Raw genomic sequence first — 12,979 nt, 5'->3', positions numbered from 1 at the left:
GAATATTATTCTTCGTCTCCGAACCAACAAATGTTACGTGCAGCCATAATTAGTTCACCAGCACGCTCTTCTGTTAGTCCTTCGATTCCTTCTAGATCATCGATACCCTGGTCAGCTAGGTCTTCAAGTGTTGCAACACCTTTAGCAGCCAGTTTGAATGCCATTTCACGTTCTAGACCTTCAAGGCCAAGTAGATCTTCAGCCGGCTCCAGACCTTCGAAAGACTCTTCTTGAGCAAGAGCAAGTGTAGTTAGTGCTTCTTTTGCACGGCTACGCAGCTCTTCGATTAATTCTTCGTTAAGACCGTCGATTTCTAGAAGCTCGTTTACTGGTACGTAAGCAATCTCTTCTAGAGTTGAGAAACCTTCTTCAACCAATAGTTGAGCAAAGTCTTCTTCGATATCTAGGTACTTCATGAAGTTTTCGATAGACGCTTGAGACTCTTCAGCGTGTTTCTTCTGAAGATCCGCTACTGTCATCACATTCAGTTCCCAACCAGTTAGTTGAGACGCTAGACGTACGTTTTGACCGTTACGACCAATCGCTTGTGCTAGGTTATCAGCTTCAACAGCGATGTCCATTGCGTGTGCATCTTCATCAACGATGATAGAAGCAACATCTGCTGGTGCCATTGCGTTGATAACGAACTGTGCTGGGTTATCATCCCAAAGCACGATATCGATACGCTCACCGCCAAGCTCGCCAGATACTGCTTGTACACGTGCACCACGCATACCAACACATGCACCCACTGGGTCGATACGTTTGTCGTTGGTTTTCACTGCGATTTTAGCACGAGAACCTGGATCGCGAGCAGCGCCTTTCAGCTCAATGATCTCTTCAGCAATTTCAGGCACTTCTACACGGAATAGTTCTTGTAGCATCTCAGGCTTAGAACGTGTTACGAATAGCTGGAAGCCGCGCGCTTCTGGGGCAACTTTGTAAAGTAGACCACGTACACGGTCGCCTGGGCGGAAGTTTTCACGTGGAAGTTGGTCATCACGTAGAATGACCGCTTCAGCGTTGTTACCTAGGTCAAGCACGATTGTTTCGCGGTTAACTTTCTTAACAACGCCTGTCACTAGCTCACCTTCATTGTCGATGAACTGTTCAACGATTTGTGCACGCTCAGCTTCACGTACTTTTTGTACGATAACTTGCTTAGCAGTTTGTGTCGTGATGCGGTCGAATGTTACTGATTCGATTTCGTCTTCAACGTAGTCGCCCAGTTCAACAGTTTCATCATCAAAACGAGCCGCTTCTAGAGAGATCTCTTTTGTTGGGAACTCAACTTCTTCAACCACTAACCAACGGCGGAAAGTTTCAAATTCGCCTGTTTTACGGTCAATAGCAACGCGAACGTCGATCTCGATTTCACGTTTTTTCTTAGTAGAAGTAGCTAGAGCGATTTCTAGTGCTTCGAAAATACGTTCACGAGGTACACCTTTCTCGTTCGATACTGCCTCTGCTACCGCTAAAATTTCTTTACTCATTTATTTAGCCTCTAAGCTTTAATTTTTAGGGACCTAAAATTTAGGGATCAGGTTAGCTTTGGAAATGTTGCTTAACGCAAACTGCTCTTCGTTACCTTCAACAGTAACAGAGATGGTTTCACCATCAATCGAGTGAATAATACCTTTCCACTTACGACGGTTACCAACAGCCATCTTCAAAACGATGCTCACTTCATGACCAATAAATTGCTCATAGTGGGCAGCTTTAAATAGTGGTCTTTCTAGACCCGGTGAGGAGACCTCAAGGTTATAAGCCACTGAAATAGGATCTTCTACATCGAGAACAGCGCTTACTTGATGGCTCACTTCTGCACAAGCGTCAACATTAATACCATTTTCGTGATCAATGTAGATACGCAGTGTTGAGTGCTCACCTGCACGAATAAATTCTAATCCAACCAACTCGTAGCCAATCGCCTCTACAGGCGCTTCAAGCATTTCAGTTAGTTGTCTTTCTAAACCAGTCATTTGAACCACTCCAGAAACAAAAAAAGGGCATAGAGCCCAATTTAAATTCCAAGCAAGACCTAAATTTTCTATTACAAAAATTTAGATAATAAAAAACCCCGATTAAGTCGGGGTTTTTTATTGCTGGACCCTGATGTGTTAAACATTAGCTGTTTAACTCGCAAAACGAAAGCAAAGCGTTCTGCGCAAACTTGCCTAATCCAGAGGATTGGTTGCGGGGGCCGGATTTGAACCGACGACCTTCGGGTTATGAGCCCGACGAGCTACCAAGCTGCTCCACCCCGCGTCCGACTTGGTGAGCATTATACGCTCAACTCAAGGTTTTACAAGTTTGTAATCAATGGTGCCGAGAGAGGGACTCGAACCCTCACACCTAAGGCACTAGCACCTCATGCTAGCGTGTCTACCAATTTCACCATCTCGGCAGCGTAATCGCTTATTGCGGGATTTCTTCGCTCACTGGAGCTGGAACATCACTCGCTACATCATCAGCTGTTTGTTCGATAACTTGACCTTGTGTCGGGTCAACCCACTGAGATTCAGTTTTATGAGTTGACATGTTACCAAGCACTAGGCTGATGACAAAAAATACTGTTGCAAAAATTGCAGTCATTCGGGTTAGGAAGTTACCTGAGCCGCTTGCGCCAAACACTGTGTTTGATGCGCCTGCACCGAACGAGGCTCCCATATCTGCGCCTTTACCTTGTTGAATCAACACGAGGCCGATTACACCAACCGCTGCCAACAGGTAAATCACAAGTAGAACTGAAAACATGTTGTCCACCTATGTTCCAAATTGTTAGGCCAGCGCCGCTTTGGTCAATCTTCCAAAACAAGGCTAGCGACCTCCTTAATGAAGGCGGAGCAATACTAGCGAAACCTATGAGTACTGACAAGAGAAAATTGACAAAAAAGCACAACTTGAGATTCAAACGGTCAAAAAAGGGGCAATCTCACACTATTCCCCTAAAAAACAAAGAGAGAAGGCTCTGCTTCTCTCTCTATTTCTGCTTTGTGGGTTAGAAGCTCGCTTTTACAGCGTCGGCAATTTTCAGTGCTGAACTCTGTACAAGCTGCGCATCTTCACCTTCTACCATCACGCGGATCAAAGGTTCAGTGCCCGACTTGCGCAGTAGCACGCGTCCCTTTTCACCAAGTGTCGCTTCAACTTGCGCAACTGAATCTTTCACAGCCTGCGCTTCAAGTGGGTTTGAGTCTCCACTAAAGCGTACATTTTCGAGAACTTGAGGGTAAAGCGTCATACCTTGAGATAGCTCATGCAGTGACAGGTTGCTACCGACAACCGATGCCAGTACTTGCAGTGCAGCAACAATTGCATCACCGGTGGTCACTTTATCCAATAGGATCACGTGGCCTGAGTTTTCAGCGCCAATCTTCCAGCCTTTCTCAAGCAATTTCTCCATCACATAGCGGTCACCCACGGCTGCACGGATAAACGGAATACCCAGTTGCTTAAGGCCATTTTCCATCCCAAGGTTAGTCATTAGGGTACCCACTACCCCGCCCTTGAGTTCGCCACGACGCATCGCATCACGGGCAATGATGTAGGCAATTTGGTCACCATCAACTTTATTACCAAGATGATCGACCATGATGATACGGTCACCATCACCATCAAAGGCCAAACCAAGATCGGCACCTTCAGCCACAACACGCGCTTGCAGTGCTCGCACATCCGTAGCACCGACTTCATCGTTGATGTTAGTACCATTTGGCTCAACACCCATCGCAATCACTTCAGCGCCAAGCTCTTTAAACACATTTGGTGCGATGTGATAAGTGGCACCATGAGCACAATCGACCACGATTTTTAAACCGGTTAAATGTAGCTCAGATGGGAATGTGCCTTTACAGAACTCGATATAACGACCCGCCGCATCAGTTAAACGGCTCGCTTTACCTAACATCGCAGATTCAACGCACTCGATGTCTTTGTCCAGTTCAGCTTCAATTGCCAGTTCAACTTCATCCGGTAATTTGGTGCCTTCTGAAGAGAAGAATTTAATGCCGTTATCGTAATAAGGGTTGTGAGAAGCCGAAATAACAATCCCCGCTTCTGCGCGGAAAGTTTGGGTAAGATAAGCAACCGCTGGGGTTGGCATTGGGCCAGTGAATGTTGCTTTTAAACCCGCCGCCGCTAAACCAGCTTCAAGTGCTGATTCAAGCATATAACCTGAGATTCGGGTATCTTTGCCAATGATGACTTGTTTGGTGCCTTGCTTTGCCAGCACGCGACCAGCAGCCCAGCCAAGTTTTAGAACAAAATCAGGAGTGATAGGGTACTGTCCAACTTTGCCACGAACTCCGTCGGTACCAAAATAACGTCTTTTGTCAGACATGGGGATTCCTTTGTTTTTAATTATTGATTGTCTAAAGTGGCACACACCACTTTAATCGCATCAAGCGTTTGTTCAAAATCGTGTACGCGTATAATTTGAGCGCCCTTCATCGCAGCGATAGTCGCGCAACTAACACTCGCTGCCATACACTCTGCTGGAGCCTTATCCAAAAGCCTAAATAACATAGACTTACGCGACATACCCGCTAACACAGGCAAGCCAAACTGATGGAACGCTTCTAAGTTAGCCAGCATATGGTAATTGTGTTCTAGTGTTTTGCCAAAGCCAAAACCCGGATCAAGGATCAAATTATCACGTTTGATACCCGCCTTTTCACACTCAGCAATTCTGGCGTGCAAAAAATCGCAGACATCAGCCATTAAATCATCGTAGTGAGGATTCGCTTGCATAGTACGAGGTTGTCCTTGCATATGCATTAGGCAAATCGGTAAACCGGATTGCGCTGCCACTTCGATAGCACCTGGCTCTTGGAGTGCGCGAACATCATTGATCAAGTCAGCACCTGCCAGTATTGCTTGGCGCATAACTTCCGCTTTACTGGTATCGATTGAGATCCACACATCATGTTTTTCTCTAATCGCTTTAATTACAGGAATCACACGTGCCAGCTCTTCTTCTAAACTGACATCCGGTGCTCCGGGACGAGTTGACTCACCACCGATATCGATAATCGACACGCCAGCCGCAATCATTTTTTCGGCTTGCTGTAGGGCGTTCTCAATGGTGTTAAATTTGCCACCGTCGGAAAATGAATCTGGCGTAACATTGAGTATTGCCATCACTTGCGGTGTGGAAAGGTCGAGTGTTTTGTTATTGGCTGTAATTTTCATCGTAGACTTGGGTATAAATACAAAAACCCCGAGTTTCCTCGGGGTTTAATACTAAGTAACGGGTTACTCAGAGTCTTTTTTCTCAGTCGCTTCAGTTGAAGTGCTTTCTTGAGAAGTTGGTTGCTCTGCCGTTTCTTCAGGCTGCTGTGGTTTCTCTTGAGCTTCTTCTTTCACCTCAGGTTTTGCTTGAGGCTTATCATCAGATTTGTTGCTCAGACTGTCTGCCCAACCAGCAGGCTCACGAATGTCGGTTTTACGTTCCATCAAGTCATCAATTTGACCCGCGTCGATGGTTTCGTATTTCACTAGCGCATCTTTCATCGCGTGCATGATATCCATGTTTTCTTCTAGGATCTTCTTCGCACGGTCATAGTTGCGGTCGATAATCTTACGAACTTCATCGTCGATTAACTTCGCCGTATCGTCTGATACATGCTTAGTTTGCGTCACGCTGCGACCTAGGAACACTTCACCTTCGTCTTCTGCATAAAGTAGCGGACCCAGTTTTTCAGAGAAGCCCCATTGAGTCACCATCTTACGAGCGATATCAGTGGCACGTTCGATATCGTTCGAAGCACCTGTTGAAACTTTATCGGCACCGTAAATCAGCTCTTCAGCTAGACGACCACCGTATAGGCTCGAGATCATCGATTCTAGATGCTGACGAGACATACTTACGCGATCTTGCTCTGGTAGGTACATAGTCACACCCAACGCACGACCACGTGGAATGATAGACACTTTGTACACAGGATCGTGCTCAGGAACTAGACGACCAACGATAGCGTGACCCGCTTCGTGGTAGGCAGTCGATTCTTTGGTTTCTTCTGAAAGCACCATTGAACGACGCTCTGCACCCATCATGATCTTGTCTTTCGCCAGTTCAAACTCAACCATAGAAACGTTGCGTTTGTTACCACGCGCAGCAAATAGAGCCGCTTCGTTAACTAGGTTAGCTAGGTCTGCGCCCGAGAAGCCTGGAGTACCACGTGCGATTAGCGATGGTTCTACATCACCCGCTAGCGGTACTTTACGCATGTGAACTTTCAGGATCTGCTCACGACCACGAACGTCTGGTAGACCTACAACAACTTGACGGTCAAAACGACCAGGACGAAGTAGTGCAGGGTCAAGTACGTCAGGACGGTTAGTTGCCGCGATAACGATAATACCTTCGTTACCTTCGAAACCATCCATCTCTACTAGCATTTGGTTTAGTGTTTGTTCACGTTCATCATGACCACCACCAACACCCGCGCCACGTTGACGACCTACCGCATCGATCTCATCGATAAAGATGATACAAGGTGCGGCTTTCTTCGCTTGTTCAAACATGTCACGTACACGAGATGCACCTACACCGACGAACATTTCAACGAAGTCAGAACCTGAGATAGTAAAGAATGGTACCTTAGCTTCACCAGCAATCGCTTTTGCCAATAGTGTTTTACCCGTACCTGGAGGACCGACCATCAACACACCTGTTGGGATCTTACCACCCAACTTTTGGAAGCGACTTGGATCGCGTAGGTAATCGACCAGCTCTTTCACATCTTCTTTTGCTTCATCACAACCTGCAACGTCAGCAAATGTTGTTTTGATTTGCTCTTCACTCATCATGCGAGCTTTACTCTTACCGAAGGACATTGCGCCTTTACCGCCGCCGCCTTGCATTTGACGCATGAAGAAAATCCATACACCAATCAGTAAGATCATTGGGAACCATGAGATGAAGATAGTACCTAGAAGGCTTTGCTCTTCTGGTGGAGTGCCTTGTACTTTCACATTTTGGTTGATTAGGTCATCAAGAAGTTTCTGATCGTACACCGGCATGTAGGTAACGTATTTAGCACCGCCGCCACGACGAACGAAAGAGATCTCGCCATCTTTAAAAGTTGCTTCTTGAATCTGGCCTTGGCCAACTTCCTGTACGAATGTAGTGTAATCAACCGCTCTGCCGCTATTTTCACTTGGCCCGAAGCTCTGGAAAACCGACATCAACACTACGGCGATTACTAGCCACAGAATTAAATTTTTTGCCATGTCACTCAAGGTGTCAGCCTCGCGATAACTAATTGTAATTAAAGGTAGGGTACTACAGTTCTTAGACTGTAGCTATAGTGTTAACGACCGCTTAGATAAGCAAATAGTTAACCTTTGTAACCAGTGGCTACGATAAAGACTTCTCGGGAGCGCGCTCTCGAAGAGTCAGGTTTACGAACTTTTACCGTTGTAAACATTTCACGAACTTCTTTCACGTATTGATCAAATCCTTCTCCCTGAAAGACTTTTACGACAAAGCTACCATTTGTGGCTAGAACTTGTCGACACATATCCAACGCAAGTTCAACTAAATACATAGCGCGTGGCTGGTCTACCGAGTTATTACCCGCAATATTGGGTGCCATGTCTGACATTACTACGTCCACCATCGCTGGTTGGATTCTTTCGAGCAGAGCTTCAAGTACAGCATCGTCTCTAAAGTCACCTTGCAGGAAGCTCACACCAGCAATTGGGTCCATTGGAAGTAGGTCACATGCAATAATCTGACCTTCCTCTCCTACTATTTTAGCAGCATATTGAGACCAACCACCTGGAGCAGCGCCCAAATCGACGACAGTCATCCCAGATTTCAACAATTTATCTTTTGCTTGGATCTCTTCAATCTTGAAGTAAGCGCGAGAACGGTAGCCCTTTTTACGAGCTTCGTTGGCATACTTGTCGTCGAAGTGTTCCTTCAACCAACGGCCGGAACTGGCCGAGTGTTTCTGTTTACTCATTTTAATCTCAACAAGGGACAAATATGGAGCTATTGTTGTAATAGGCGACGCCTATTGCTCAATAAATTATAGTCTTTGCCATTAGATGGCGTTAAAATAGCTTTTTTCAACCCTTATTCTATAGAAAATTGGCCGCGTAATGAACCTAAGCACCAAACAAAAGCAGCACCTAAAAGGCCTAGCGCACAGCTTAAAACCTGTCGTGCTTCTAGGCGCAAACGGACTAACGGAAGCTGTTCTAGCGGAAATTGAAATTGCACTGAATCACCACGAACTGATCAAAGTGAAGATCGCATCTGAAGATCGCGAAACAAAAGTTTTGATTATTGATGCTATCGTTCGTGAAACGGGTGCAGAAAAAGTACAAGTGATCGGTAAGACACTGATTCTTTTCCGCCAAACTGAAGAGCGCAAAATCGAGCTTCCACGTAAGTAATTGCTCGATGACAACGCAACAAAAAGGTCGCCTAGGCGACCTTTTTGCATTTGAACCAATCAATACATTTAAATGTATTCAACGCGATCAATTTCGAAGTCGCGCTCACCGCCAGGCGTAGAGATAACAACTTCATCGCCTTCCATTTTACCGATAAGGCCTCGTGCAATTGGTGAACTTACTGAAATACGGCCACTCTTAATGTCCGCTTCATCGTCACCGACGATTTGGTAAGTTTTTTCGTCTTCTGTATCGCAATCAATCAGCGTAACGGTCGCACCAAAGATAATCTTACCAGTGTTTTCCATCTTAGTTACGTCGATAACTTGCGCGACAGATAGCTTATATTCAATGTCACGAATTTGAGCTTCACAGATACCCTGCTCTTCACGAGCAGCATGATACTCAGCGTTTTCTTTCAAGTCGCCCAATTCACGCGCTTCTGCAATTGCTTCAGAAATCTTTGGACGAAGCTTTAATAATCTATCAAGTTCTTGGCGCAGCTTTTGCTCGCCAGCAACTGTCATTGGAACCTTTTCCATCATATACCTCTATGCCAAAGCACGCTTTGGACAAAATAAAACTACCCAGCTCCAAGGAACTAGGTAGTCGATACACATATTCATTTAGTCTAGTGTAAACAAACTTGTCGGCTAAATCATCTTAAATCCATTTGTCTCTGTGTTGATCTTACATTCGGTCACATTTCTGACTTCTAAACATGCAAACTCACGCCTCACTCTAAATCAAAAAGACTAAAAAAAACAAAATAACGCCTAATTTAACAGCAAGAAAAAATTCAAAAATAAACTTTATATAACATACACATAGACAAACAACAGGCAAATAAAACAGCGTTCAAAATCCAAATTTATATCGTTTTACTAACGAGATAGGGAACTTTGGCGGTACAACTTGATTCACGAAATGCCTCAGCATCAACTCATTGATTTATCAAACGTCAAACGTATGCGTGGCACTCAAGCAAGAAATCGAAGCGTACCGGACAATTCTGCTTCATTTCGACATAACAATATTTATGGACAATAAATTAGGATTACTAAGATGAACAAAACTCTGATTGCCCTAGCAGTATCAGCAGCAGCATTGGCAACTGGCGCTAACGCTTCTGAAATCTACAACCAAGACGGCAACTCGATCGCTATGGGTGGTCGCGCTGAAGCGCGTCTATCACTTAAAGATGGCAAAGCTGAAGACAAGACTCGTGTACGTCTAAACTTCCTAGGTAAAGCGCAAATCACTGACGGTCTATACGGTGTAGGTTTCTACGAAGGTGAATTCAACACTAACGATGATGGCCGCGCGACTGATACTGACGCAAACGACCTAACTAACCGTTACGCATACGCTGGTCTAGGTGGTGCATTTGGTGAAATCACTTACGGTAAAAACGACGGTGCACTAGGCGTTATCACTGACTTTACGGATATCATGGCTTACCACGGTAACTCTGCAGCATACAAAATCGCTGTAGCAGACCGTTCAGACAACATGATTTCATACAAAGGTCAATTTGCTGACCTAGGTGTAAAAGCAAGCTACCGCTTTGCTGACCGTCTTGAAGCAGCTAATGGTGACCTATCTGACAACGATGCAGATGGCTACTCACTATCAGCAATCTACGCGCTAGGCGAGAGCGGCGTAAAACTAGGTGCAGGTTACGCAGATGGCAACCAAGCATTTGAAAGCGTAAAAGACAGCGGCAATTACGATGTGCTATTGGATCGTAGCCAATATATGCTAGCGGCATCTTACACTATCAACGATTTCTACTTCGCAGGTACGTTTGTTGATGGTCAAGATAAAGACAAAGCAAACGGCGAGAAAATTGATAACACTGGTTACGAATTTGCAGCGGCATACACTTACAACCAAGCAGTGTTTACCACTACATACAACTACCTAGAAGCGAAAGACAAAACTTCTGGTCAAAAAGCGGATGCTGTAGATAACATCGCAATTGATGCAACTTACTACTTCAAGCCAAACTTCCGCGGTTATGTATCGTACAACTTCAACCTTCTATCAGCAGATGATAAGAACGTTGACGGTCACAAAATCGGTAAAGCAGATTCTGAAGACGAACTAGCACTAGGTCTACGTTACGACTTCTAATTGCTGACTTTGAGTCACAAACATCAAACGCCTGCTCGCTAGCAGGCGTTTTTTTTATATACTCAAACCATCACTCGTCAAACGGGCTACTAACTCAGATTATGTCTTTTTCTCGTCACCTGCTTCTTGCTAGCAGCATTGCCTTGTTCGCCACCAACAGCATAGCTTATGCACCACTCGACTACTTACCCCAAGGAAGTCGAGTTTCCATCGCAATAGAGCCGCTTAACGGTGAAACTCCTTATCTCACTACATCCAATCGTAGCCAGTTCTTTCCGCCAGCCAGTACCCTTAAAGTGGTCACGGCATTAGCCACTAAATTGGCATTGGGCGATGATTTCCAGTTCAAAACTGAACTGGCGAGCGATCAAAGAGATGTGGTGATTCGTTTCAGTGGCGACCCAACCCTACAACGCGAAGATCTTAAACAGTTACTGGCTTTAGGCAAACAACAAGGTATTAGCCGTATTCGTGGTGATATCTGGTTAGATAATAGCGCCTTTAGTGGGTACGAAAGAGCCATTGGGTGGCCTTGGGACATTATCGGTGTTTGCTACAGCGCCCCTTCTTCCGCAGTCTCTTTAGATGAAAACTGTGTTAATGCCTCCATTTACACCAACAAAAATGGTTCAACGCGCGTCTATACCCCAGAGCATTTTCCGATCTATGTCAGCTCAACAGCAATCACTGTCTCAAAACAACAACAGGAGCAAACTCGCTGTGATTTGGAGCTGCAAGTCTCGCCAGATAATCATTATCAACTGCAAGGGTGCCTTGTTGAACGCAGTAAGCCCCTGCCTCTTAAGTTTGCGGTCCAAGACCCGGCACTATATACACAACGCACTGTGCATAGCTTACTAAGTGAGCTTGATATAAAACTTGATGGCAATATTCGTATTGGCTCCCCCCCATCAAACCATTATCAGCCGTTAGCCACCCATAACTCCGCTAAGTTGCCTGATTTACTGCGTACCATGCTGAGAAAATCAGACAACCTCATCGCTGACAACCTAACCAAAGCATTAGGTGCCAAATACTTTTCTCAAGCGGGTAGCTATAACAATGGGACACAAACCATCAAACAAGTCATTCTCGAGCAGACGGGGATTAACCTAGAACGTAATAAGATCACCGATGGCTCGGGACTCTCGCGAAATAACCGTTTTACCAGTGAAGATATGGCGGCAGTGCTGCGCTATATCTGGCAACATGACAAAACATTAGGATTGGTCGACTTGATGCCCACCGCTGGTGAGAACGGAACACTGAAGTACCGCAGCAGTATGCGGAATGCGCCAATCAAGGGTCAATTAGTCGCCAAAAGTGGTTCGGTTTATGGTAGCTATAATATGGCAGGTTATGGCTTAGATAAATCAGGCCAACCAACAACGCTGTTTGTACAGTTTGTCGCCGACTACTTACCAGACAAAAAGGGCGATGATAAACCTACCATCGCCCCAATCACTCAGTTTGAACAAATGTTCTATCAGGATGTGCTCAAATACAGTCAGTTTAGTCCTAAGAAGTAATTGACTACGCTAAAGTAAATCCACATACCTGAAATATCGACAACTGACGCTAATACTGGACTCACAAGCACCGCTGGGTCCAGTTTACACACTCGCGCTAGAATCGGCAGTAAACCACCCAATGAAGTCGATAGTGTGACTTGAACAAACAGCGCAACGGCAATCGCCAAAGCAACCCTATAAATATCAAAACCACCGGCACTGTTGATATCACTGAAGATCAATACTCGTCCAACAATCACTAGCGCGACAGCAACGGCTAAGCAAATCGCCACACGGCTCTCTTTCCACAACACGGACAACCACTGCCGTTTACGTATCTCTCCTGTTGCCAGACCACGAATTACTATCGTTGCAGCTTGAGTACCGGTATTGCCCCCCGCCGCAGCGATAACAGGCATGTAAACCGCCAATAGCACCAGTTGACTTAAGGTATCTTCATATTGAGCGATAATAAGCCCAGATAAGATCCCCATAAGTGCTAGACCAATGATCCAACCGATGCGTTGTTTAACGTGCTGTCCAACTGAGGTGGTCAAGTAACTTTGACTTGGCATACCTTCTGAGTAAATCAATCCCAATCGGTTTGCGTAGTGGCGTGCCAACTTATCTTTACCCTGCAACGCCAAATCAGAGATCAGCCGCTGTACATAGCCCACTGAGCAATGCTGCAAGATCGCGACCGCTTCTTCTAATGGCATAACCTTGAGAAGATCAACTTGCTGCGCTTGGTCATATTTTAAAAATGCATTCCTTGCAGCACCAATTTCCTCAACTGAAAAGTTTGGTGAGTTTTCCACGTAGATGTTATTCATTACCGTCATGGGCGAATCTCCCGATTAGCTTAAGGTAACGACCATCAAATATAGCCACCCACTGATGTCTGCCGACAAAAACAGAAAAAC

At 45.3% G+C, this 12,979-nt stretch carries 12 protein-coding genes and 2 tRNA genes; 3 read left to right on the top strand and 11 right to left on the bottom strand.

Annotation, left to right across the window (positions count from 1 at the left end; translation table 11 throughout):
• Window positions 1-5 precede the first annotated feature (5 nt).
• The 9 genes from nusA to rlmE all read right to left on the bottom strand — a co-directional run bounded on the left by nusA (window position 6) and on the right by rlmE (window position 7,973).
• Window positions 6-1,493, bottom strand: coding sequence for a transcription termination factor NusA (gene nusA, locus GZK95_RS02550; RefSeq protein WP_075709892.1), 1,488 nt, complete (start codon window positions 1,491-1,493; stop codon window positions 6-8).
• 33 nt (window positions 1,494-1,526) lie between these two features.
• A complete protein-coding gene (rimP, locus tag GZK95_RS02545) occupies window positions 1,527-1,982 on the bottom strand; it encodes a ribosome maturation factor RimP (RefSeq protein WP_075709891.1) in 456 nt (151 codons plus the stop codon).
• 209 nt (window positions 1,983-2,191) lie between these two features.
• Window positions 2,192-2,268, bottom strand: a tRNA-Met gene (locus tag GZK95_RS02540).
• 55 nt (window positions 2,269-2,323) lie between these two features.
• Window positions 2,324-2,407: transfer RNA gene (locus GZK95_RS02535), tRNA-Leu, on the bottom strand.
• Window positions 2,408-2,418: 11 nt separating this feature from the next.
• Entirely contained in the window at window positions 2,419-2,757 is a 339-nt protein-coding gene (gene secG, locus GZK95_RS02530; RefSeq protein ID WP_075713692.1) for a preprotein translocase subunit SecG, read from the bottom strand.
• Window positions 2,758-3,001: 244 nt separating this feature from the next.
• On the bottom strand, window positions 3,002-4,342 hold the full coding sequence (gene glmM, locus GZK95_RS02525) for a phosphoglucosamine mutase (RefSeq protein WP_075709889.1): 1,341 nt from the start codon (window positions 4,340-4,342) through the stop codon (window positions 3,002-3,004).
• Between the two features lie 20 nt (window positions 4,343-4,362).
• Window positions 4,363-5,193 carry a dihydropteroate synthase gene (gene folP / locus GZK95_RS02520; RefSeq protein ID WP_075713688.1) on the bottom strand — a complete coding sequence of 277 codons (831 nt, stop codon included), beginning with the start codon at window positions 5,191-5,193 and terminating at the stop codon, window positions 4,363-4,365.
• 63 nt (window positions 5,194-5,256) lie between these two features.
• Window positions 5,257-7,236 carry an ATP-dependent zinc metalloprotease FtsH gene (ftsH, locus tag GZK95_RS02515; RefSeq protein WP_075713690.1) on the bottom strand — a complete coding sequence of 660 codons (1,980 nt, stop codon included), beginning with the start codon at window positions 7,234-7,236 and terminating at the stop codon, window positions 5,257-5,259.
• Between the two features lie 107 nt (window positions 7,237-7,343).
• Window positions 7,344-7,973 (bottom strand): 23S rRNA (uridine(2552)-2'-O)-methyltransferase RlmE, encoded by a 630-nt coding sequence (gene rlmE, locus GZK95_RS02510; RefSeq protein ID WP_075709886.1) that lies wholly within the window; start codon window positions 7,971-7,973, stop codon window positions 7,344-7,346.
• A gap of 139 nt (window positions 7,974-8,112) precedes the next feature.
• On the opposite strand from rlmE, the gene yhbY reads away from it, so the two are divergent.
• A complete protein-coding gene (gene yhbY, locus GZK95_RS02505) occupies window positions 8,113-8,409 on the top strand; it encodes a ribosome assembly RNA-binding protein YhbY (protein ID WP_075709885.1) in 297 nt (98 codons plus the stop codon).
• Between the two features lie 68 nt (window positions 8,410-8,477).
• Here the strand turns inward: yhbY and greA are convergent, their stop codons facing one another.
• A complete protein-coding gene (gene greA / locus GZK95_RS02500) occupies window positions 8,478-8,951 on the bottom strand; it encodes a transcription elongation factor GreA (RefSeq protein ID WP_075709884.1) in 474 nt (157 codons plus the stop codon).
• A gap of 523 nt (window positions 8,952-9,474) precedes the next feature.
• Here greA and GZK95_RS02495 point away from each other — a divergent pair.
• Both GZK95_RS02495 and dacB read left to right on the top strand, forming a co-directional pair.
• A complete protein-coding gene (locus GZK95_RS02495) occupies window positions 9,475-10,545 on the top strand; it encodes a porin (protein ID WP_075715567.1) in 1,071 nt (356 codons plus the stop codon).
• A gap of 101 nt (window positions 10,546-10,646) precedes the next feature.
• Window positions 10,647-12,074 (top strand): serine-type D-Ala-D-Ala carboxypeptidase, encoded by a 1,428-nt coding sequence (gene dacB, locus GZK95_RS02490; RefSeq protein ID WP_075715568.1) that lies wholly within the window; start codon window positions 10,647-10,649, stop codon window positions 12,072-12,074.
• Here the strand turns inward: dacB and GZK95_RS02485 are convergent.
• Entirely contained in the window at window positions 12,053-12,898 is an 846-nt protein-coding gene (locus GZK95_RS02485; RefSeq protein ID WP_075715569.1) for a magnesium transporter, read from the bottom strand. The genes dacB and GZK95_RS02485 overlap by 22 nt on opposite strands.
• Window positions 12,899-12,979 lie beyond the last annotated feature (81 nt).

The sequence above is a fragment of the Vibrio panuliri genome, assembly GCF_009938205.1.
GTDB classification, from domain to species: Bacteria; Pseudomonadota; Gammaproteobacteria; order Enterobacterales; family Vibrionaceae; genus Vibrio; species Vibrio panuliri.
The sequence above is the reverse complement of the archived record's forward strand: the minus strand, read 5'-3'. Positions and strand labels throughout refer to the sequence as shown.